The sequence below is a fragment of the Bacillus sp. FSL K6-1284 genome (genome assembly GCF_038002625.1).
GTDB classification, from domain to species: Bacteria; Bacillota; Bacilli; order Bacillales; family Bacillaceae; genus Bacillus; species Bacillus paralicheniformis.
Map to the genome: position 1 here is coordinate 840,663 of NZ_JBBOCW010000001.1, position 23,181 is coordinate 863,843.

A 23,181-nucleotide genomic window follows, 5' to 3' on the forward strand; every position below is an offset into this window, starting at 1 on the left:
GTCAGCTTTTCATATTGATTTCTTTCCGGTACAGGACATAAGAATAAATATAGGGCGCGAAAACCGTTGCCAAAATAACCGGAAGCATGATTTCTGGGCTGATAGATAACAATCCGTCCGCGATGATCAGCAGTCCTGCTAAAGTAAATACTTTCGCCGCAAATCTGTGGGTTTTTTTCCAGATTGAATCGCTGCTCAATGTCCAAGGGTTTTTGATCCCGAAAAAAAAGTTTGAGCGGATTCTCGGGAGGTAATTGCCTATGACAATGAGTAGAGCGCCTACTAGAACCGGTACAATGCTGCCAGCGGGCAGATCATACCCGAGCCCTGTCATGATTACAAGCACGTTGATCAGGGAAAATAGAATCAGCATGGCATTGATGAGAAGGTAATAAGTCTTTGAAAAAAGCTGATAGTTTTTTCTGCGCGGATCGATTTTTGGCGTTAAGAACATCAACACATACACAAAAACGAGCAGCCCGGTCATGATAAGCATTGCTTCCATTTTTGAAGCATAACTGTCGACTTCTCCCGAAAATGACCAATGAATTGGAACTTGATCGGAAATGTGCGGATAAGCGATGGCCCACATGATTAGATTTATGGCGATTATAGCGAGTGAAAAGATGTGTTTTCTCATTTGGCATCCCCTTTATCTTTGCCGGCTTGCTCAGTAAAACTGAAAGCCCAGCCGATGATTTCTTGAAATATTGTGGTGTTCAGCGAGTAAATGATGTATTGGCCTTTTTTTTCATCTTGAATTAATTCAGCCTGTTTTAAAATTTTTAAATGCTGAGATATACTTGGTTTAGACATTTGAAACTGGTCAGATATTTCACCGGCGGTCATATCCCGATCCTTCAGCAGATTTAAAATTTTTCTTCTCGTCGGGTCAGCTAGAGCCTTAAAGGTTTGGTTCATATTCAGCATCCTTGGAATTAAGTATTTAGCTATTTAACTAAATACTAAAATAAAAGAGGAATTTAGTCAAGATTCGTTTGAAAAATCCGCCATCTCCGGCGGATTTTTCAATAGCTGATATTAAACTTGTGGAATCCGTCAATCTCTTTTGTTTCTTCGACATTCACGTCCGTTACTTTTGAGAAGGGACTTCCTTTTTGAATCGCTTTTAAAAATGGCTTCAGGCTTTCCTCGGGACCTTCGGCGCGGATTTCAACTGTGCCGTTGTCGCGGTTCCGGACCCAGCCGGTCAATTTGTGCTTATCTGCTTCCATTTGAACAAAATAGCGAAATCCCACGCCCTGAACGCGTCCGTCTACAATGATTCTGTATTGAAGCATCGAGAACACTCCTTTTCTTTTATGCTACCATATTTCTCATTTTGAGATCATGGGATAGACATGTTTCGGATAAATCGTTAAAATATGAAAATAAAGGAAGGGCGTGAGGTTTTGGAGCATCAGGAGTATGAAATTTTATCTATTCATGTAGGCCGTCCGCACACATACGAATTCGACGGAAAACAGGTGGAAACGGCAATCGTGAAGGAGCCTGTCGGCGGACCCGTATATTTGAGCCGTACGAATTTTGAAGGGGACGGGCAGGCGGATCTGATTCACCACGGAGGAGTGGATAAAGCGGTTTGCGTCTATCCGGCGGACCACTACATGTATTGGGAAAGCGTCTTGAAGCGGAAGCTGCCGGAGGCGGCATTTGGAGAAAACGTGACGGTTAAAGGGCTCACCGAAAAAGATGTGTGCATCGGTGATATCTTCAAGCTGGGGGAGGCTCTTGTTCAAGTCAGCCAGCCGCGCCAGCCTTGTTTCAAGCTTGCCAAACGGCTGAATCAAAAAGATATGGTGTTACAGGTGAGGGACACCGGGTTCAGCGGATTTTATTTCAGGGTTCTCGAAGAAGGAATCGTTGCGCCCGATTCCGGGCTGCAGCTCGTTTCAAGAGATGCGCATGAAGCCACAGTTTCGTACGCCAACCATTTGATGTACCATGACAGGGGCAATCACCCCGCCATTCGGAAGATCCTTGAGGTTGAAGCGCTGTCGGAAAGCTGGAGAAGCTCATTTTTAAAGGAGCTGAGCGCATAAAAACAAGCCGTGTCCGAAAAGGAGCACGGCTTTAACATGTTTATTTTTTGACGCTTTCAAGCAGGTTGGCCAAAAAGTGTTTTTTATAGCTTTGAAGTTTTCTTCCTTCATACTTTGTCATTCCCAGCTTTTTCAGTTCTTCTACATACCAGCCTTTGCTTCCGTAATGCATGGCAGAAAACTCCCTTCTATAATTCGATGCAATTGGAATTCTAACATCTATAGAAAAACGCTGAAAAGGGATAGGCGGCAATTTTTAAAAACTGAGTCTTTCGTCGTAGTTTGGAAGTTTGAGGAAGGCTTCAGCCGTGTGTCAAACTGGTGACGATCATCACAATGATCGAGATGCTGAGGACGATTCCGATATATTTTAAGAAGCCGTTCTTTTTTTTATGAGCATATACGATTAACAGGATGCTCTCGATGAAAAAGATCAGCCCGATGATGGCAAACAGCATGCGGTAAAGCTCCTTTCGGCACAGTTTGTCTTTTATTTTAGCATAAAAGCCCGGACTTCTATGAGCCGGGCTTTTTCACGTAATCAGTCAAGCTGTGTTAAAATGATCGGTTCGTTTTTCGTAATGACGATTGTATGCTCGATCTGTGCCACAAAGCTGCCGTCAGGCGTTTTGAATGTCCAGCCGTCTCCGGCTTCGATGGTATGCTCGGCTTTTGTGGAAACAAACGGCTCAAGGGCGATGACGGTTCCGTTTTTAAAGAGCGCATTATCAAACGGGTCATAGTAATTTAAGATATGGTTGGGCGCTTCATGGAGGTTCTTTCCAATCCCGTGTCCCGTCAGGTTTTTAATGATGGTAAATCCGTTTGCTTTTGCTTCATTGTATACGGCTCTGCCGATTTGGTTTTGTTTCTTGCCGGCGCGCGCCTGCAAAAGTCCCTTTTGAAATGCGCTTTCCGCGCTTTGGCAAAGCTTGTGCAGCGTTTCATCGCCTTTTCCGAGTACAAATGAAATGCCAGTATCAGAATAGTAGCCGCCAAATTCAGCGGAGATGTCGATGTTGATCAAATCCCCTTCTTTTAAAATCGTGGATTCGCTTGGGATGCCGTGGGCGACTTCATCGTTCACACTGATGCACGTCGTTCCTGGGAAATCGTATTCTTTTTCCGGAGCCGATGCGGCGCCATGAGCCTCAAGCACTTCTTTACCGATGAGGTCCAGCTCTTTTGTGCTCATGCCGGGTGCTGCTTTTGCCTTCATTTCCTCCCTGGCTAAAGCGACGATTCTGCCTATTTTCTTGAGCCCTTCCAGCTCTTGGTCATTTGTTACAATCACAATTCATTCCCGCTTTCTTTTTTTATATTCTATTTCAAGCTTACCATATCTGCTTGCGAAAAAGGAACAGCGCGGCTTCAAGACCAAAAAAGCACCCGCTTTTAATGAAGCGGGTGCTTTTTGTTTATTGTCCGGAATCTGATTTCGTAGTTTGCGCCGCATCAGATTCTGATGTTTTCGGATTGTGGTTGGTGTAGTCGTAGTCGCTCGGGTTGATCGCTTTAAAGCCTTTCGGTTTATAAAAGCGCAGCAAATCTCCGTCGACGATTTTATCCGACATTTCGAGTTCTTTTTTCACGGACTCATCGATGTTCGGATCGATGTCTTTTTCGTTCAGAAGCTCTCCTGTTTTCGTGTCGTAGTAGTTTCCGTTCGTTTTCGTATATTCCGGAGAAACGAAATCGCCGTTGCGGAACGGAATAATTTCACGGTGTTCCGGTGACAGAAGGTCTGAACCGCTCATCAGGTAATCTTTCGTATTCACGCCCATCAAATGAAGCAGGGTAGGGGCTACATCGACTTCGCCGCCGTATTTATTGGATTTGATTCCCTTGACCCCAGGCGCGTGGATGAACAGCGGAACCCTTTGCAATTGGGCATTTTCATACGGTGTGATGTCTTTGCCCAATACTTTGGCCATCGCTTTGTTGTGATTTTCCGAAATACCGTAGTGGTCTCCGTACATGACGACAATCGTATTATCATACAGTCCGGATTTTTTCAGATCGTTGAAAAATTGTTCAATGGCCTGATCCATGTAGTTGGCCGACTGGAAATAATGGTCAACGACGCTGTCGCCGGTATCGCCGGCAGGGAAGTCTGTATCGCCTTCATCCATCTCGAACGGAAAATGGTTCGAAAGGGTGATAAACTTCGTATAGAACGGTTGTTTCAGGCTTTTCAACAGCGGCATTGATTCTTCAAAGAACGGTTTATCTTTCAATCCGTAGTTTTTCGTTTTATCTTCGCTCATATCGTAATACGTAGCGTCAAAGAATTTGTCATAACCGATGGCTTTATACATTTCATTGCGGTTCCAGAACGTTTTGTAGTTGCCGTGGAATGCCGCTGATGTATAGCCTTGAGACTTCAAAATGGCCGGAGCCGACTGCAGTGTGTTTTGCGCTTTATTAATGAACACTGACCCTTGTGATAAAGGATACAGCGAGTTGTCCATCATAAATTCCGCGTCAGACGTTTTACCTTGTCCTGTTTGGTGGAAAAAGTTATCAAAATAAAACGTTTCATTGTCATGCGCCAGTGAATTTAAGAACGGCGTGACTTCCTTGCCGTCGATCTTATAGTCGATCGCGAACGTCTGAAGTGATTCCAGTGAAATGTAAACCACGTTCATGCCTTTCGCTTTTCCGAAGTATTCGGCATTCGGCTTATCATGATTGGCTTTAATATAGTTCTCTACTTCCGTCACGTCGCTGGAGCTTGCCAGTGCGCGCTGGCTGTTTGACTTGATATTCTGCACCGCATCATAGATTGTGAAGTTGTAGGTCCCCAAATATTTCACAAGGTAGTTGCGGTCAAAAGAACGGGTCAGAAGCTCCGGACGATCAATCTCGGCAACGGCCAGGTTGACGAGGAAGACAAGGATGCTTGTTCCCATCACAATTTTAAACGGGCGCTTCGTTGTTGTTTCAGAAGGTCTGTTATAGAAAACAGCCAGCCCGATTAAAATAAAGGTATCGATGAAATACAAAACATCAAGCGGGTGCATGAGCGAGAAGATGCTGTCCCCGAGCTGCCCCCCGTTTGTTTTTGCCTGCATGATCGTAGGCAGCGTGATAAAGTCGCTGAAAAATCTGTAGTATACGACGTTTGCATATAGCAAAAAAGACATTAAAAAATGAATCACTATAATCGCTGTCTGCTGTATTTTTTTCTTGAACAAGAGTCCTAATCCAAGAAAGAACAAGCTTGAGCTAATCGGATTCACAAAAAGCAAAATCTGTTGTACTGTGTTGGTTATTCCTAAATTAAATTCAATTACATACGCAGCATAAGTTTTCAGCCATAGCAATATGGCGGCTATCAGGAAGAAGGCAAGACCTCTTTCCTTAATAAATCTTTTCAATTGTTACACTCCTTTTTTCCGGATCAGTAAAAAACCATCGGAACGAAAGAAAAAAACGAATGTATAAAATATACCATGAAATACCGATTTAGAAAAGCGGAAATCAACCTTGTGAAAAGAAGCGCAAAACCCCTGGTAAATCAGGGTTTTACAGTTTTCTGAAAAACATTTGGGAATATTTTACGCTTGTCTTGCATTGGCGGGAACGCATCTTTATGGCAGACTGTTGTTAGTATATGAACGAAAGGGGAGGATGTAGACCATGGATTTTTCGAGCATTGTTTCAGAAGATAAGATTAAGCGGGCCATTAAGGACGGCGAATTCGAAGGGCTTCCGGGAATGGGGAAACCTTTGAAAAAAGACGATGCCGCCCATGTTCCAGAGCATCTCCGCATGGCTTACCGGGTGATGAAAAACGCCGGAATGACGGGGGATGAAGGGGCTTTGAAGAAAGAGCTGATGACAATTGACGACTTAATCGCAAAGTGCGCGGATGAAGACGAGCGCGATCGTTTAATTGAGAGAAAAACAGAAACGCGGCTCAGGCTCGACAGGCTCGCCGATAAAAAAGGCATGTTTTCCAAACCTGCCTCAGCGTTTTATAAAGAAAAAGTGTACCGAAGGCTCAGCGGGAAATAAAAAAGCGCTGAGCAGGTTTATTTCTGTCCTATAGTGGTATTGACCCATAAACGAATAAAAGGGTGATAGGATGGAACGATTGTTGAACTGGGTTGAATACATATCAGATTGGCTTTGGGGGCCGCCGCTCATCATACTGCTGACAGGGACGGGAGTCTATTTAACGATCCTGCTGAAATTTTTTCAATTTCGCTATCCTCTCTATATCTTTAAGCAGACGATCGGAAGCGTCGGCAAAAAGCCGAAAGGAGAAGGGACGGTTACACCGTTGCAAGCTTTGACATCGGCTCTCAGCTCAACAGTCGGCGCCGCCAATATCGTCGGTGTGCCTGCGGCGATCATGTTCGGCGGTCCGGGAGCCGTGTTTTGGATGTGGCTGGTCGCTCTGTTTGCCATGGCGATCAAGTTTTCGGAAAGCGTCCTCGCCGTCCACTACAGAGAAAAAAACGAAGAAGGTGAATATGTCGGGGGGCCGATGTATTACATTACAAAAGGACTCTCTATGAAATGGCTCGGCGTCTTTTTTTCGGTCGCGCTGATGATCGAGCTCGTTCCGAGCATCATGGTGCAGGGAAATTCGGTTTCCGCATCATTAGCTGAGTCGTTTTCATTCAATCGTTTATACACCGGAATCGGGATTGCTTTTTTGATCGGTTTAGTGGTGATCGGAGGGATTAAACGGATTGGAAAAGTGACAGAGCTTGCGGTTCCGCTTATGGCAGGGGCGTACATCGGGGCCGGTTTCCTGATTGTCGTCATGAACCTTTCTTCTGTACCCGCATTTTTCTCTCTCATCTTTTCGAATGCGTTTACATCTTCTTCGGCACTCGGCGGCTTTGCAGGTGCGGCGGTTGCTGAAACCGTTCGCTGGGGATTTGCACGTGGACTTTATTCCAACGAAGCCGGGATGGGGACGGCGCCGATCGCCCACGCGGCGGCGATGACCGACCACCCTGTGAGACAGGGATTCTGGGCGGTGATCGGCATTGTGGTCGATACGCTGCTGATATGCACGACCACAGCCTTCGTCGTGCTCGCATCAGGCGTCTGGACCGGTGAAAATGCGGCGAGCAATCCGGGAGCACTGGCGGCAGCCGCATTCCGCAGCTATTTCGGCCCTGTGGGCGGATACTTCGTCTCCGTCTCGCTCGTTTTCTTTGTCTTATCAACGATCACAGTGGTCATTTTTTACGGAGTAAAACAAGCTGAATTTCTGTTCGGACGGCTCGCGGGGCATATGATTAAATTCGTCTATCTGGGCGCCGTCATCATCGGGGCTGCCGGAGGAGCAAAGGCAATATGGGGATTCCTTGATCTTGCGCTCGTTTTCATTCTTATTCCGAATATTTTGGCGGTGCTGCTCTTGAGCAAAAAAGTAAGGTCTTTATATGATGAGTTTTTTACATCAGAAAAGTATTATTTGAAAGACATCGGTCAGCAGGACTGCGCTGATGAACGTGATGAAAAAGTGAACAATTTATGATCTCAGCCGGTTGTTCCCTTCATAAATCGGAGGAAGCCTTGCTGTCCTTCGTTTTATGAAGGGAACGGCCGGGCTTTTTTTATTTTGAAAGCGCTATAAAAATATGTTGACTGCTTGTATATACAAGAATACAATATAGGTATAACATGTATATACAAGTTATAAGAGGAGAAGGAGGGTTTGGAATGACTGATTTAAGTCAATCAGCGCGACGGATTGTCGATGCTGTGGGCGGTGCGGACAACATTGCAGCGGTAACCCATTGTGTGACGCGTCTGCGATTTGCACTGCTCGATGAAAGCAAAGTCAATCAAGAGGTGCTGGAGCAAATAGATGTTGTCAAAGGATCGTTTTCAACGAACGGCCAATTCCAAGTGGTGATCGGCCAAGGAACGGTCAACAATGTATACGCGGAGCTGGTGAAGGCCACAGGAATCGGCGAATCGTCAAAAGATGACGTCAAGAAAGCCTCAGAGAAAAATATGAATCCTCTACAGCGTGCTGTGAAAACGCTTGCAGATATTTTTATTCCAATATTGCCGGCGATTGTCACCGCTGGACTGTTGATGGGAATCAACAATATTCTGACGGCTCAAGACATTTTCTTCAGTGGAAAATCGATCGTTGAAGTCTATCCGCAATGGGCGGATCTCGCCAATATGATTAACTTGATTGCGGGAACGGCTTTCGCATTTCTCCCGGCATTAATCGGCTGGTCGGCCGTCAAGCGGTTTGGCGGAAATCCGCTGCTCGGCATCGTGCTGGGCGTCATGCTTGTGCATCCTGATTTGTTAAACGCTTGGGGATACGGGGCTGCCGAGCAAAGCGGAGAGATTCCTGTCTGGAATTTATTCGGTCTGGAAGTGCAGAAGGTCGGCTATCAGGGGCAGGTGCTTCCCATTTTGCTCGCATCTTATTTGCTTGCAAAAATTGAGCGCTTTTTGACAAAGCGGACGCCTGAGAGCATTCAGCTCCTTGTCGTGGCGCCGATTACGCTGCTTGTCACAGGTTTTGCTTCATTTATTGTCATTGGACCGATTACATTTGCCATCGGAAATGTCTTAACATCAGGCCTTATTGCTGTCTTTGAACAATTTGCCGTACTGGGCGGACTGTTATACGGCGGACTTTACGCCGCTCTCGTCATTACCGGAATGCATCATACATTCCTTGCCGTTGACCTTCAACTGATCGGATCAAAGCTCGGCGGAACATTTTTATGGCCGATGCTGGCGCTGTCCAATATCGCACAAGGTTCAGCCGCGCTTGCGATGATGTTTATTGTCAAAGATGAGAAGCAGAAAGGTCTGTCCTTGACATCCGGCATTTCAGCTTATCTTGGAATTACCGAACCGGCGCTGTTCGGGGTGAATCTCAGATACAGATTTCCGTTCGTGATCGCGATGATCAGCTCGGGGATTGCCGGAATGTTCATTTCCTCGCAAGGGGTTTTGGCAAGCTCTGTCGGCGTCGGCGGTGTACCCGGAATTTTCTCTATCATGAGCCAATACTGGGGAGCGTTTGCAATCGGGATGGCGATTGTGCTGATCGCGCCGTTCGCCGGAACATACCTCTATGCAAAATTAAAAATGAAATAAGAGAGGGAGAGGGGCGCGCATATTTGTCAGCCCTTTTCCCATTTCATAAAGAAGAAAACGGTGGTGTTGAAAATGGAAACGAAAGAAAATCCATGGTGGAAAAAAGCAGTCGTCTATCAGATTTATCCGAAAAGCTTTAAAGATACAACAGGAAACGGTGTCGGCGACATTCGCGGCATCATCGAAAAGCTCGACTATATCAAGGAGCTCGCCTGTGATGTCATTTGGCTGACGCCGATTTATCAATCGCCGCAAAACGACAACGGCTATGACATCAGCGACTATTACAACATTCATGAAGAATATGGAACAATGGCCGACTTTGAAGAGCTTCTAGAAGAGGCTCACAAACGCGGCATAAAGGTGATCATGGATCTTGTCGTCAACCATACATCAACAGAGCACAAATGGTTTAAAGAAGCAGCGTCCGGAAAAGAAAATCCGTATCGCGACTTTTATATTTGGAAGGACATGAAGCCGGACGGTGCCCCGCCGACAAACTGGGAATCGAAGTTCGGCGGTTCGGCGTGGGAGTTTCATGAAGAGACCGGACAGTATTATCTCCATCTCTATGATGTTACACAGGCGGATTTGAATTGGGAGAACGATGAAGTCAGAAAAAAAGTGTACGAGATGATGCATTTCTGGTTTGAAAAAGGAATCGACGGCTTCAGACTTGATGTCATCAATGTCATCTCAAAAGACCAGCGTTTCCCTGATGATGACGAGGGGGACGGGCGCAGATTTTATACGGACGGGCCGAGGGTTCACGAGTTTTTGAATGAAATGAACAGGGAGGTCTTTTCAAAATACGACAGCATGACGGTCGGGGAAATGTCATCGACGACAATCGCAGATTGCATCCGGTATACAAACCCTGAAAGCCGGGAGCTCGATATGGTGTTTAACTTTCACCATTTAAAGGCCGACTATCCAAACGGGGAAAAATGGGCGCTGGCGGATTTTGATTTTCTAAAGCTGAAGAAGATTCTTTCTGAATGGCAGACTGAAATGCATAAAGGAGGCGGGTGGAACGCATTGTTCTGGTGCAACCACGACCAGCCGCGGATCGTCTCACGCTACGGAGACGACGGAAAATACCGCATAAAATCTGCGAAAATGCTGGCAACCGCAATTCATATGCTTCAGGGAACGCCATACATTTACCAGGGAGAAGAGCTCGGGATGACCAACCCGAAATTCGATGACATCTCTCTTTATCGGGATGTCGAATCTCTCAATATGTACCGTCTGCTGAAAGAAGCAGGAAAGCCGGAAGCCGAAATCATCGAAATCCTGAAAGCGAAGTCCCGTGATAATTCAAGGACGCCGGTGCAGTGGAACGGAGAAAAAAATGCCGGGTTTACGACGGGGACACCGTGGATTTCGGTGCCTGCCAACTACAAAGAAATCAACGCAGAAAAAGCGCTCAGCGATCCTGACTCGATTTTCTACCATTATAAAAAGCTGAATAAGCTCCGCAAGGAATTCGATATCATCACAACCGGAGATTATCAGCTGATTCTGGAAGACGATCAAGCACTTTATGCGTATTTGAGAAACGGAGCGGATGAAAAACTGCTGGTGATCAATAATTTTTACGGGAAAGAGACCGAGTTTCAGCTCCCTGATGATATTGATATTGACGGCTATGATGCCAAGGTTCTCATTTCCAATGACACCGATCTTCCCGAGTCATTTACACGCTTTAAAGTGAAACCGTATCAATCGATTGTTTATCATCTCGCCAAACCATGCTAAACTAAGCGTGGTGGTAAAAAAATGAAGATCAACAAGTATATGATGATTTACAAACAAATTGCAGAACAAATCGATCAAAGCATACTGAATGCCGGAGATATCCTGCCGTCTGAAAACGACCTTGCCGAACAGCACGACACCTCGAGGGAAACGGTTCGGAAAGCGCTGAATGTGCTTGCCCAGAACGGATATATTCAAAAGATCAAAGGAAAAGGGTCAGTCGTGCTGCACAGGGAGAAAATGCAGTTCCCGGTTTCCGGTTTGGTCAGCTTTAAGGAACTTTCAGAAACGCTTGGCAAAGAGACAAGCACGACGGTCCACGAGTTCGGCTTGACGCATCCGGATGCATATATTCAAAAGCAGCTTCGCACTTCTGGAGATGAAGAGGTATGGCGGGTCGTCAGATCGCGGAATATTAACGGAGAGCGCATCATCCTGGATAAAGACTATTTTATCCGCAAGCATGTGCCGCTCTTGACGAAAGAAATATGCGAGGACTCGATCTACCAATACCTTGAAGGTGAATGCGGGCTCGTCATCAGCTATGCCCATAAGGAAATTGTGGTCGAGCCATGTACGGCTGAGGATCAAGAATATTTGGATTTGAACGGATACGAACACATTGTGGTTGTGAAGAATTTTGTTTTCCTTGATGATACAACCTTGTTTCAATATACGGAAAGCAGACACCGCTTGGATAAATTCCGTTTTGTCGATTTTGCAAGAAGAGAAAAGTAGCACGGTGCGCCTGACGGCGGCCGTGTTTTTTTATGCAGCCGTTTCTCATCACGTCCGCATTGAATATGCTACAGCAGGTGTAAATGAGAAATGGAGGATGTAATCAATGATTCATGAAACCGTAAAGATCGGAAAGAACGTAGTATTGGGAGAGCACGCTGTCATTGAAGAAAATGTGGTCATCGGGGACAACGTAACAATCGGTCATCATGCCATTATTAAAAAGGATACTCAGATCGGCAGCGGGGTGAAAATCGGAGATTTGGCCGTCCTTGGCAAAGCGGCTTCTTCAAATAAAAAAATGGCCCGCCAGCCGAAGCAGGCGGGAGCGCCTTTGCGGATAGAAGATGATGCCGTAGTCGGTGCGAGTGCTGTTATATACCGGGACGTGCTGTTGGAAAAAGGCGTTTTTGTGGGAGACATGGCGAGCATTCGCGAAAATGTTGCGATCGGAAGAGAAAGCATTATAGGACGCAACGCGATGGTTGAAAACAATACTAAAATTGGAAAGAGAGTGACGATTCAAACGGGCTGTTATATCACCGCTGATATGACGATCGAAGATGAAGTGTTTATCGGTCCTTGCTGTTCCACATCAAATGATAAATATATGGGAATGGGAAACTACCCGTATCAAGGTCCAACTATTAAAAGAGGAGCGAAAATTGGAAACAACGCAACATTGCTGCCAGCGGTCGTCATCGGGGAGCATGCGGTCATCGGAGCGGGCGCCGTCATCACAAAAGATGTTCCCGCAGGCAAAACGGCTGTGGGCAATCCAGGCCGGTTGCTGAAATGACGGTTTTTCAATCTTAGCCGTGTTAAATAATGTGACTGATGGCGGAACAGCCACTTCATATATTGCTCAATTTGTTCCGGCAAGAGGGGGTGAAGGGAAAGAGTTTATAGAAACGGAACTTTATTTCAAATCAGAATATTCAATAGAAGTCTCGCAGCGGATGGTACACAAAGATTTCCATTGGCTAGTAAAATTGTTGATACAGCTCCGCAGCAGCATTAATAGAGATTTAAATCTATTCGGTTCCCTTTAAGGGAAGGGGAAAGCTAAATGGAGCTTTCCCCTTAAGTTTCATATTAAGTAAAAGGACGTTGTTGTTAAAATTAATATATTTTGCTTCTCTCAGATTTAGCTGCTATAAATGTGTTTTAATCATATGGAAAATAACGTGACCGAGCTTAGCAAGGAGACATAGTATATGTTAGCTTCATTCTCGAAAAGGGAATTGAAGCTAATCTAATGAAAGGGAGGTAAAATCCTAGATGTCGATCCAAAATTTGGTTGTAAACGGCAGCTTTGAAAACGGGGCACTTCCACCCTGGGTAGGCCAAAATGCAACCGTCACAACTCAATTTTCCCATTCAGGTTTTTGGTCGGCAAGATTACTGGGCGGGGCTGTTACTTCTTTTATTGCACAATTTGTTCCAGTAGATGCAGGAGAAGGTTTGGAATTTTTAGTTTCTCTAGCTAAAGAAGGTTTTCCTGCTCCATCGCCTCAGGTGCAAATTCAAGTGTCTTATTTTGATAGTTCATTTAATTTTCTAGGCCAAGGTCTCTTTTTAAATATCCCGTTCAACAGACTACCAATTGTTGAGAATAATACATGGCTTGAAGTCTATCAAACGACGACCCCAGCTCCAGCTGGCTCTACTATGGCTTTCATTTTGATTAATACTTTGCCGCAGGCAGGTACAGCGAATGTCATTGTAGATGATGTAGCACTATTAGATGTAGAAGGCGGAGGAACAGGTCCAACCGGCCCGACAGGTCCAACAGGTCCAACCGGCCCGACCGGAGCAACCGGCCCAACAGGAGCAACCGGCCCGACCGGAGCAACCGGCCCAACAGGAGCAACCGGCCCGACCGGAGCAACCGGCCCAACAGGAGCAACCGGCCCAACAGGAGCAACCGGCCCAACAGGAGCAACCGGCCCGACCGGAGCAACCGGCCCAACAGGAGCAACCGGTCCGACGGGAGCAACCGGCCCAACAGGAGCAACCGGTCCGACGGGAGCAACCGGTCCGACGGGAGCAACCGGCCCAACAGGTCCAACAGGCGCAACCGGAGCAACAGGCGCAACGGGAGCGACAGGAGCAACAGGTCCGACGGGAGCAACGGGAGCGACAGGCGCAACCGGAGCAACCGGAGCAACCGGCCCGACGGGAGCAACCGGCCCAACAGGAGCAACCGGAGCAACCGGCCCGACGGGAGCAACCGGAGCGACCGGAGCGACAGGCGCAACAGGTCCGACAGGAGCAACCGGCCCGACAGGAGCAACCGGCCCGACGGGAGCGACAGGAGCAACAGGTCCGACGGGAGCAACCGGAGCGACAGGCGCAACAGGTCCGACGGGAGCAACCGGAGCGACAGGCGCAACAGGTCCGACAGGAGCAACCGGAGCGACAGGAGCAACCGGAGCGACAGGCGCAACAGGTCCGACGGGAGCAACGGGAGCGACAGGAGCAACCGGCCCGACAGGAGCAACCGGCCCGACAGGCGCAACGGGAGCAACCGGTCCGACGGGAGCAACCGGCGCAACGGGAGCAACCGGCCCGACAGGTCCAACGGGAGCGACAGGCGCAACGGGAGCAACCGGAGCGACAGGCGCAACAGGTCCAACCGGAGCAACCGGCCCAACGGGAGCAACCGGAGCGACAGGCCCAACAGGCCCAACAGGCCCAACGGGAGCAACCGGCCCGACGGGAGCAACGGGAGCGACAGGCGCAACAGGTCCGACGGGAGCAACGGGAGCGACAGGCGCAACGGGAGCGACAGGCCCAACAGGTCCGACGGGAGCAACGGGAGCGACAGGCGCAACCGGAGCGACAGGCCCAACAGGTCCGACGGGAGCAACGGGAGCGACAGGAGCAACCGGCCCAACGGGAGCAACGGGAGCGACAGGAGCAACCGGTCCGACGGGAGCAACCGGCCCGACAGGAGCAACGGGAGCGACAGGAGCAACGGGAGCGACAGGAGCAACCGGCCCGACAGGAGCAACAGGTCCAACAGGAGCAACCGGAGCGACAGGCCCAACAGGTCCGACGGGAGCAACTGGCCCGACAGGAGCAACCGGGGCAACCGGAGCAACCGGTCCGACAGGAGCAACCGGTCCGACAGGCCCAACCGGAGCAACGGGAGCGACAGGAGCAACAGGTCCGACGGGAGCAACCGGTCCGACGGGAGCAACCGGAGCAACGGGAGCAACCGGCCCGACGGGAGCAACCGGTCCAACCGGAGCAACTGGAGCGACAGGAGCAACCGGTCCAACCGGAGCGACAGGTCCAACCGGCCCAACAGGTCCGACGGGAGCAACAGGTCCGACGGGAGCAACCGGCCCAACGGGAGCAACCGGTCCAACCGGCGCAACGGGAGCGACAGGTCCAACCGGCCCAACAGGTCCGACGGGAGCAACCGGTCCAACCGGAGCAACCGGTCCAACCGGCGCAACGGGAGCGACAGGTCCAACTGGCCCGACAGGTCCAACTGGCCCAACCGGTCCAACCGGCGCTTAATATTTAACGACTATTAGCAAATATTTTCCGTTTGTTTTTCTGGAACTTCGCTGCAATGCTATGCGAATGATTCAGGGGGCAGTAAACCTATGGTTTACTGCCTTTTTTCTATTGCTTATTTCTAAGAATAAAAAAACATCCCTGTCACTATTTTGTGAAAGGGATGTTTTTGATTGATTAGACTTTACGTTGGCTAAATGATTGAATGGCTGAGACTACCTGCTCCACATTGACTTGGTCATGACAGGGGAGGGTGATCGTATTTTGTTCAAGAAAAATGGAATTGGGTTTAATCTGTCTGTATTTGCGGCGGTAATAGGTAGTGCCGCTTAAGCAATAGGTGCCGAAAGTCGACTCTATATGGCAGTCGCTCAAATATTGAATCAATTCGTCGCGAACGATGTTTTTTGGAATTTTGAAAACGGCGGATTGTGTATTGTGTACAACGTCAGGTCCGATTTTTTGACTTTGGAATCCGAGGGGTTCAAGCTGTTCACTATATGCTTTCTGCTGAAGGTTTCTGCGATGAATGATGTCATCTAGTTTTTGGAGCTGTTTGATTCCAAGAGCGGCTTGGATATCAGATAATCTGTAGTTGTAGCCGAAATCCATAAAATCCAATTGGCCGTCAGAGATAGCGGCGCCATGGTTTAACTTGACTGAAAACCAATCTTTCAACTCTTCCCGGTCGGTTGTAATTGCTCCGCCTTCGCCTGTCGTAAGCAGCTTTCTGGGGTGAAAGCTGAAACAGGTGAGATCGGCAATTTTTCCAGATTTACAACCGTATTCACTGCTGCCGATCGCACACGCGGCATCATCCACGAGTGGTAAGCTATACTCTTTACATATGTGTTTAATGTTGGTGATGCCTGTCGGGTTTCCAAGAGCATCTACAAAAAGAACGGCTTTTGTCCGGGACGTGATTTGACTTTCCAGCTCTTCTGGAAGCATGTTAAATGTTTCAAGATCAACATCGGCAAAAATCGGCTTAGCACCTAAATCTTCTATTACATTGACAGTGGCGGGAAACGAAAAGTCTGAGACGATCACTTCGTCTCCGGGTTGGACGTTAAGGCTTTTAAGGCACATCGATAAAGCCGTTGTAGCCGATGTTGTTAAAAAAGCATGCTTTGCACTTACATACTGTTTAATATGATCAGCAAATGTTCTGACATAAGGGCCTTTTGTCAGCATGCCGGAGGAAAATATTTCTTTTAATTCTGCTTCCACTTCTTCAAACGTAATATACGGCTCAATCAACCTGATCATGAGCGCTCCTCATCTTTCATCCTTCGGTTTTTGATCACCTTTGCCGGCACGCCTACCGCTATGCTGTACGGGGGAATATGACGATTGACGACGGCATTTGCTCCGATTTTGGAGTGGGCGCCTATCGTAACGCCTGCTAAAATAGACGCACCGATCCCGATGTTGCAGTTTTCTTCAATATGAATGGGAGCAAATGTAAGCGGCGAAAACAAAATGGTACTATCGGGTATATCAGGATCGGTATGGTAGGCGGCGTGTATCCGGACATTCGGACCAATTCCCGCAAATTTTCCGATTGTAACCCCGCCGGCACCGTGTATAAAACATTGCTGACCGATCCAGCTGTTTGAGCCGATGATCAGGTCATGCTTATAATAGCCTTTTAAAATCGTGTCATGGCCGATATAAACGTTATCTCCGATATAGATATTTTCCGGATGAAAAATGCGGACCCCGTCTTCAATAACGACATTTTCGCCGCACCCTCCAAGCTGGGAAAGGGTAAATTCACCTTTTCCTTCGCTTTTCCATTGTTTCAACAAAAGCGCCTCCTTTCTTATTGATCCAAATTTTTTTGAATGCTTTCAGCTGTTCTTGTGATCCCTTCTTCCAGATCTACTTTTGCGCTGAAACCGAGTATTTCTTTTGCTTTATTGACCTGAGGGATGCGAAGTTCAATATCGGCTTCTTTTTTCTCTCCAAAGATGATTTGCGATTTTGATCCAAGAACTCTGATAATCGTGCTTGCCAATCCGTATACAGTGATCACAGTCCGTTCATTGCCGATGTTGAAAGACTCTCCGATGGCTTCTTTCATCGTCAAACAGCGCAATATTCCGTCGATCATGTCATCTACATAACACCAGGCCCGGATTTGCGTTCCGTCGCCGTGAATATAAATCGGCTCATCTAACAGAGCTCTGTGAACCATCGTTTTGATGGCGCCTTCCCCGACTTGTTCCGGTCCATAAACATTAAAAGGGCGGACGGTGACGGTCGGGAGCCCCAATTCTTTAAAATAGGCATATGCCATATGTTCCTCGGCGAGTTTGCTGACAGCATATGTCCAGCGAGCTTCTCCCACCGCTCCTAAAACAGTATGACTGGTCTCTCGCGCCCTGAAAGCGATTTGGCCGAACACTTCACTCGTACTGAAACAGACGACCCTTTTGCATTCGGTTAAACCTGCAGCCGCTTCAAGCAGATTGGCTGAACCGATCATGTTGACCTGCATCGTTTTAACGGGATTTTGAATGACCGTGTCAATCCCTGCGATGCCGGCGGCGTGGACAATGTGGCTGGCCCCTTGGATCGCCTTTTTAAGCGTGTTCACATCCAAAATGTCTCCCTGCACCACTTTCAAGTGAGGATGGTCCCGGTAAGGTTTATACCGGAGGGAGTCTCTTGAAAAATTGTCGTATACGGTGACGCTGTTGCGCTCTATCAGCTTTCCTATTAAAGAGGATCCGATAAAGCCTGCTCCGCCAGTTATGAAAATATGCTGGCCGGATAACTCTGTCATATCGCTCATCAATTGTTCACCTGCTTGTTTCGTTTTTTTGAATTACAAATCCCGCGACGCGAAAGGTGTTCAACATCATCCCGAAAGTAGCGCCTGATAAACAGCCAGCGTTTTTTTGCTGTTTTTCACCATATCATGATGAACTTCTGCATACTTTCTTCCTTTCTGGCCGATTTCCGGTAGCATATCCCGGTTTTTCAGCACATTTTCAATCACTTCTGTAATGTTATCGGGATTTGCTCTTATGAGAGGCAGTTCGGAAGGATAGTTCTCCTTCATAAAATCACTGACCCAACAGATAACGGGTTTCCCCATTGCCATCGATTCGACGGCAAATAATCCATAGCTGCCGATATGAAGCTGATCAATGATCAAATCCGCCTTTTGATAGATTTTCTTTGCCTGTTCATGAGAAACCCCTCGTACTAGGTGAAAATGAAAATCGTATTTTTCTTTTAAAGACTCCACCGCCTTAAGGATGTGGCGGGTTCCTTTTATTCCTGGAGAGGTGGGGGCATGAACGATGAGCGGCTTTTCATTTGATCGGTAGTCGGGAATATAGCGGTCAAGCTGGATCATGGTTGGAATCATGTGGATATGCTCATAATAGTCTTTTACATACTCGTATAGTTCCATATCGGCGACGATGCAGTGCTGGACATATTGTGAAATTCGTTTGAGGTGATATCGAATTCGCGCTTCGTTTTTCGTTTTGACAACGGCGTATGGATTTGTTTTAGCCAATGTTGAATAAAGCCTCACATCGCTGCCCCAATGATGCATGATCATTGGTTTACCCGCCTGTTTTAAAATGGGATAATCCGACATGTCCAGCGTAAAGCTTGTGCCAAAATGAAAATGGAACAAATCATAGGATGGCAAGAGATCACTGGCAAGCCTTCTCAGCTTCGCATTCATGGCGGGCGTATTGCGTTCTTTCAGCAATGACCAGGTGTAGTCGGCAGCGTAATTTAAATAATAAGGATAGTAATTTAAGGTGTGGGCAAGCGCGCCATGCTGTAAGAGCCCTTTAGCCAAGGTGTTCATTTGGTTGGCGATTTCCATTGTGCCTTGCAAAACGCGAATTTGCCCAGCCGGAGGCTCGGTTTTTTCATGAACAGGAAGATCAAGCTTTGGCCCGCTTTCGGTTTCTGCTCCATCTCCTTTTTGAAGATAGGCCGCGCTCTCTTGTTCCCTTCCGGTGCGCAGGCACACTTTTCCCATCAGCAGATTTAAAGATCTGTTATCAGGAAAAAGGTAAAGCCCCCTCCAGAGCCATAGCCAGGCGTTATGGTCATGGCCGAGATAGACAGAAAGAGAGGCTTGAAGAAAATAAAAATCGGGCTCGTTATGCGAGCCGTCGGCTTCCCACTCTTTTAAGCGCTTCATGGCTTTGTTCCAATCTTTTTGTTCCAGACAATGAATGATGTCTGACTTGAAATCTTTCATGATGACCTCCCATCGATCACGCTGCTTTCAATTTCTCCTTTTAATGCAGAATAAAAACGCTTTGTGCGCTCTATCATACGTATAAATGAATCTATATGACTGTGTATTTGTGCGAGAGTATAAGAGAAAAACCTTCCACAGAGCGGAAGGCCTTATATCAGCTGGATTTTTTTTATATTTTTCATATATCGTTCATACTGATTGTCTGAAGCGAGGCTTAATTGGAAGTATTCATCCATTTTATCCAGAAGCGGCTGAATGCATTCTTTTTTGGCGTCTTGATCTAAATGCCGGGTATATCCGTTTTGTGCGTATCTCCGGGCCATTCTCCAAAAGGTTTTTCCGATGCTGAAATATTTCAAGGACTGTCTTTGATTTTTCTCAAGCTCCTTCCATTTGATATGGGGAAAATAGACGCTTTCGTCAAATTCTTTCACAATATAGTCGATGACGTACACAAGCGATTGAATCCTTTTATGCAATTGGTAGGAAATATTGTTTTGATGGCGGCGGTAGCACAATACAGGTTTTCTTAAATAGCGGCGCTTCCAGCCGCGCTTCGTGTTGGCCAAACAATTCAGCACATCCCCTGCAAGCGGCTTTTGCGGATCAACCAGCCAAGTAAAGCCTTTTTGCTTATAATAAGATGCTTTAAACATGCCCACCATCGGGACAATGCCTGAGCCGCCCCTTTGAAAAATAGTCCTCACCAGCTCCTCATCGCCATACTCTTGATACGTCCACAGCCCCGCATTTTTTCCGTGTTGATCAACAAGCAAAAGGTCCCCGTACACATAATCTAATCCCTCTTCTTCAAAAAAGCACTGCATAAAGTCATGGAGCACCAAATTGTGCGGAAGGAAATCATCTGCACTTAAAAGCAAAACATATTCGCCTTTTGCCTCCTGGAAGATTTCCTTAAAAGCGAGATCAGGAAGTTTTGTATTTTCGCTGTGGCATATCGTTCGAATGTGCGGATGCGTTTTTTGATAGCTGCTGATTTTTTTCATGGAATCGTCAGTTGAATGGTCATCAATGATCAGAATGTCGATATTAGGGTAGAGTTGATTTAAAACGGATTGAAGGCATTCATCAATGAAATGGCTGTAATTATAGTTGATGATGCCTACCGTAATCAGCGGCGGATTTGGCATAACCGTCAACTCTGACTGCTTTGCAAAGCTTGAAATCATCTCTTCAATTTTGCGCATGCTCACGTCATATGAATAATGCTCTTCAATAAATGACCGATATTGGAGAGGTGTATAATCACCGTTTGTCATCATGGACACGAATTCATCTATCGTATTCCAAACAACCGACTCATCGTATATCGTCTTTGCTCCGTAAAAGTTGTGGATCAGCGGTTTAATGCCTTTAGCCATCGCTTCCATTGCCGACATATGCTGACTTTCAAGAAGGCTTGTGCAAATCAGGTAATGCTTATCTTCCAAGTATTGATTCATGTCATCCTGCCATCCGTCAAATTGGACGCTGTCAGTCAGCCGGAGTTCATCAATCATTTGCTTGAAGTACAACTGATAGCGGGCGTCCTGAAACGTCCCGGCGATGAACAGTTTGTATCTTGGGTCTTTGTCAATCAGTGCCTTGAAAGCCTGCAGCAAAAGCATCGGACCTTTTTTATAGTTGATATAGCCGACATATGCGATATGAAAGCCTTTTTGCCTTTGCTGAAAGGTGTATTCGTCTAACTTGATTCCATTTGGAACGACGGCCGTTTTCTCTTTTTTCAACGATTTAACTTGATCTAATACATATTCCCGCATGTGTTCCCCGTCAAAGATCACTTGATCCACCGCTTGCCAATATACCTTTTTAATATAAAAAGTAAATGCTTCATAGCTGTGGAGCCTGCATATTAATGTTTTGGCCGCTGCAGAAGGGACTTTGCTCCCGTGGATCAATAAATCATCGCACCATTCAAACCAGCAAATATCCGCCCAGTGCATGCCAGTGTCGATTTGATTCAAATCATGAACCGCGATTTTTCTGGTCCGGTAAGTTCCGGAAAGGCGCTCAACGACAGCATTCAAAAACCGGTCTAAATCCGGTTTAACGAAAAAAATGATCTTTGGACGCCTGACCATTTTTTTGAAAAGGTCTTCTTTCTCCTTCATGAGGCGATGTTGATGTTCGCGCCTGACAAACAGTAGGGCATCATCATATAATTCAGACGCTCTCTGAACCTGCTGCTTTTTTTCATAAACAAAAGCAGCGCTTATCAGCAAGCCGGGATCGAAGGGAGCGGTTTCCAGCCTCTCTTCCAGCTTCTGCGCAGCATCGTGCCATTTGTGTTGAAATATCAGTTGGGATATTTCGGTTTCTCTCCAGCTAAACCCAACAGAGTCTAGCAAATATTCCAATTCATTATCCATCTGAAACCTCCTGGTTAAACACATTTTCGCTAGTAGTATCTATATTCAAGCGAGAATAGAAAGTTCTATGAAAAATACTTCGGAAATGGCACAGCCTGAAAAGCTAAAACAGTGACAGCGGCACAAACGCGATCAGCTGCTGGTTCATATTTTATGGGTAGATTTTAAAAAAGAGTCTCAGGGAGTGAAGGCTTTGGTTACAATCAGTCTATGTATGATTGTCAAAAATGAAGAAGAAGTATTGGCGAGATGCCTTGATACAGTGAAAGACATTGTAGATGAAATTAACATTGTGGATACGGGATCGACAGATCAAACCGTAGAGATTGCGAAGTGCTACACAGACCGCGTCTTTTTCTTTGAATGGATCGGCGATTTTGCGGCTGCCCGCAATGAATCGTTTAAACACGCCACAAAGGATTATATTCTCTATCTGGATGCGGACGATGTGTTGCTTGAGGAAGATCAGAAAAAATTAAAAGAGTTGAAGGAAACGCTTGATCCTTCCGTTGATTCCGTGTCCATGTACTATGATGCGGGAACTGACGAATTCGGAAATGTGACATTAAGATACCGCCGCAACCGCCTGGTAAAAAGGGAGAAAAACTTTAAATGGAAAGGCGACTGCCATCAATATTTGGAGGTATTCGGGAACATCATCAATGCCGATATCTCGGTGACGCATAAAAAAATCCGCCACTCTGTCGGACGAAACCTCAATATTTACCAAAAGAAGATCGATCGCGGCGACACGTTTACCCCGCGCGACTATTTTTACTACGGAAATGAATTAAGAGAAAACAGACACTACGAAAAAGCAATTGAAAGCTACAATAAAAACATTGAAATGAAAGAAGGATGGATTGAAGACAAAGTATACGCCTGCATCAACAAAGCCGACTGCCACCGCTTTCTCGGCGACTTGGATAATGAGCTGAGATCGCTCTTCCAGTCATTTGAATTTTCCAAAACGCCTCGTGCCGAAACATGCTCAAGAATCGGCTATAACTTTCAGCGGCGGCGGGAATACAATGCCGCTATCTACTGGTATGAGCTGGCGACAACACTGGTGCCTGATTCGAATAAATGGAGCTTCACCTATCCGGCATATTACACTTGGTACCCTCACTTGCAAATGTGCGTGTGCTACTACAATTTAGGAGACTTTGAAAAGTCGTATCAGCACAATGAAGAGGCGAGAAAATACCGTCCCGATGACAAATCCGTCCTTCATAACAAACAGCTGCTGGAAGGGAAATTAGGCATTAACAAATAGCATGGTCAAGACTTACTGAACAAGTAGGTCTTTTTTTATGAAAAAAATCAAGCCGTGCCAAATTACCGGCAGGCA

General features: G+C 46.7%; 21 protein-coding genes. 9 read left to right on the plus strand and 12 right to left on the minus strand.

The genetic code is table 11. The annotated features are described in order from the left end of the window. Position 1: 1 nt before the first annotated feature. The 3 genes from MHB72_RS04145 to MHB72_RS04155 all read right to left on the minus strand — a co-directional run bounded on the left by MHB72_RS04145 (position 2) and on the right by MHB72_RS04155 (position 1,301). Positions 2-640: an SdpI family protein gene (locus MHB72_RS04145; protein ID WP_020450535.1), complete on the minus strand. Its 639-nt coding sequence runs from the start codon at positions 638-640 to the stop codon at positions 2-4. Beyond that, the gene (locus MHB72_RS04150) at positions 637-921 is read right to left on the minus strand and encodes an autorepressor SdpR family transcription factor (RefSeq protein WP_020450536.1); all 285 of its coding nucleotides are present in this window, start codon (positions 919-921) and stop codon (positions 637-639) included. Before MHB72_RS04150 ends, MHB72_RS04145 begins: the two co-directional genes overlap by 4 nt. A 107-nt stretch (positions 922-1,028) precedes the next feature. After that, on the minus strand, positions 1,029-1,301 hold the full coding sequence (locus MHB72_RS04155; protein ID WP_020450537.1) for an acylphosphatase: 273 nt from the start codon (positions 1,299-1,301) through the stop codon (positions 1,029-1,031). A gap of 111 nt (positions 1,302-1,412) precedes the next feature. Between MHB72_RS04155 and MHB72_RS04160 the strand changes: the two genes are divergently transcribed. Then, positions 1,413-2,063: an MOSC domain-containing protein gene (locus MHB72_RS04160; protein ID WP_035336959.1), complete on the plus strand. Its 651-nt coding sequence runs from the start codon at positions 1,413-1,415 to the stop codon at positions 2,061-2,063. A 40-nt stretch (positions 2,064-2,103) separates the two neighbouring features. Here MHB72_RS04160 and MHB72_RS04165 read toward each other — a convergent pair whose 3' ends face one another. From MHB72_RS04165 to MHB72_RS04180, 4 genes are all read right to left on the minus strand, one after another. Continuing rightward, entirely contained in the window at positions 2,104-2,235 is a 132-nt protein-coding gene (locus tag MHB72_RS04165) for a DUF2639 domain-containing protein (protein ID WP_003179731.1), read from the minus strand. A 130-nt stretch (positions 2,236-2,365) separates the two neighbouring features. Continuing rightward, complete coding sequence (locus MHB72_RS04170; RefSeq protein WP_020450539.1) at positions 2,366-2,521, minus strand: hypothetical protein; 156 nt, start codon at positions 2,519-2,521, stop codon at positions 2,366-2,368. Between the two features lie 83 nt (positions 2,522-2,604). Next, positions 2,605-3,357, minus strand: coding sequence for a type I methionyl aminopeptidase (map, locus tag MHB72_RS04175; RefSeq protein ID WP_216921145.1), 753 nt, complete (start codon positions 3,355-3,357; stop codon positions 2,605-2,607). A 124-nt stretch (positions 3,358-3,481) separates the two neighbouring features. Further along, positions 3,482-5,443: an LTA synthase family protein gene (locus tag MHB72_RS04180; RefSeq protein ID WP_023855758.1), complete on the minus strand. Its 1,962-nt coding sequence runs from the start codon at positions 5,441-5,443 to the stop codon at positions 3,482-3,484. A gap of 262 nt (positions 5,444-5,705) precedes the next feature. Here MHB72_RS04180 and MHB72_RS04185 point away from each other — a divergent pair, with 262 nt between their 5' ends. The 7 genes from MHB72_RS04185 to MHB72_RS04215 all read left to right on the plus strand — a co-directional run bounded on the left by MHB72_RS04185 (position 5,706) and on the right by MHB72_RS04215 (position 15,194). Further along, positions 5,706-6,083, plus strand: coding sequence for a DnaJ family domain-containing protein (locus tag MHB72_RS04185; RefSeq protein ID WP_020450542.1), 378 nt, complete (start codon positions 5,706-5,708; stop codon positions 6,081-6,083). A gap of 70 nt (positions 6,084-6,153) precedes the next feature. Beyond that, positions 6,154-7,566: an alanine/glycine:cation symporter family protein gene (locus tag MHB72_RS04190; protein WP_216921143.1), complete on the plus strand. Its 1,413-nt coding sequence runs from the start codon at positions 6,154-6,156 to the stop codon at positions 7,564-7,566. Between the two features lie 185 nt (positions 7,567-7,751). After that, entirely contained in the window at positions 7,752-9,164 is a 1,413-nt protein-coding gene (treP, locus tag MHB72_RS04195) for a PTS system trehalose-specific EIIBC component (protein ID WP_216921141.1), read from the plus strand. 72 nt (positions 9,165-9,236) lie between these two features. Then, positions 9,237-10,925, plus strand: coding sequence for an alpha,alpha-phosphotrehalase (gene treC, locus MHB72_RS04200; protein ID WP_020450545.1), 1,689 nt, complete (start codon positions 9,237-9,239; stop codon positions 10,923-10,925). A 21-nt stretch (positions 10,926-10,946) separates the two neighbouring features. Continuing rightward, positions 10,947-11,663 carry a trehalose operon repressor gene (treR, locus tag MHB72_RS04205; protein ID WP_020450546.1) on the plus strand — a complete coding sequence of 239 codons (717 nt, stop codon included), beginning with the start codon at positions 10,947-10,949 and terminating at the stop codon, positions 11,661-11,663. A gap of 106 nt (positions 11,664-11,769) precedes the next feature. Continuing rightward, positions 11,770-12,462, plus strand: a complete 693-nt coding sequence (locus tag MHB72_RS04210) for an N-acetyltransferase (RefSeq protein ID WP_025810396.1) — start codon at positions 11,770-11,772, stop codon at positions 12,460-12,462. A gap of 482 nt (positions 12,463-12,944) precedes the next feature. After that, the gene (locus MHB72_RS04215; RefSeq protein WP_340901723.1) at positions 12,945-15,194 is read left to right on the plus strand and encodes an NTTRR-F1 domain; all 2,250 of its coding nucleotides are present in this window, start codon (positions 12,945-12,947) and stop codon (positions 15,192-15,194) included. A gap of 177 nt (positions 15,195-15,371) precedes the next feature. Here the strand turns inward: MHB72_RS04215 and MHB72_RS04220 are convergent, their stop codons facing one another. The 5 genes from MHB72_RS04220 to MHB72_RS04240 all read right to left on the minus strand — a co-directional run bounded on the left by MHB72_RS04220 (position 15,372) and on the right by MHB72_RS04240 (position 21,830). Then, the gene (locus tag MHB72_RS04220; protein ID WP_026580666.1) at positions 15,372-16,463 is read right to left on the minus strand and encodes a DegT/DnrJ/EryC1/StrS family aminotransferase; all 1,092 of its coding nucleotides are present in this window, start codon (positions 16,461-16,463) and stop codon (positions 15,372-15,374) included. Beyond that, positions 16,460-17,002: an acyltransferase gene (locus MHB72_RS04225; protein ID WP_026580665.1), complete on the minus strand. Its 543-nt coding sequence runs from the start codon at positions 17,000-17,002 to the stop codon at positions 16,460-16,462. The genes MHB72_RS04220 and MHB72_RS04225 overlap by 4 nt, the downstream gene beginning before the upstream one ends. Positions 17,003-17,019: 17 nt before the next feature. Then, positions 17,020-17,994, minus strand: coding sequence for an NAD-dependent epimerase/dehydratase family protein (locus tag MHB72_RS04230; protein ID WP_216921133.1), 975 nt, complete (start codon positions 17,992-17,994; stop codon positions 17,020-17,022). A gap of 66 nt (positions 17,995-18,060) precedes the next feature. After that, positions 18,061-19,434 (minus strand): glycosyltransferase, encoded by a 1,374-nt coding sequence (locus MHB72_RS04235; protein WP_340901725.1) that lies wholly within the window; start codon positions 19,432-19,434, stop codon positions 18,061-18,063. Positions 19,435-19,586: 152 nt separating this feature from the next. Further along, a complete protein-coding gene (locus MHB72_RS04240; RefSeq protein WP_216921129.1) occupies positions 19,587-21,830 on the minus strand; it encodes a glycosyltransferase in 2,244 nt (747 codons plus the stop codon). Between the two features lie 193 nt (positions 21,831-22,023). Here MHB72_RS04240 and MHB72_RS04245 point away from each other — a divergent pair, with 193 nt between their 5' ends. Continuing rightward, positions 22,024-23,106, plus strand: a complete 1,083-nt coding sequence (locus tag MHB72_RS04245; protein WP_216921127.1) for a glycosyltransferase — start codon at positions 22,024-22,026, stop codon at positions 23,104-23,106. Positions 23,107-23,181: the final 75 nt, after the last annotated feature.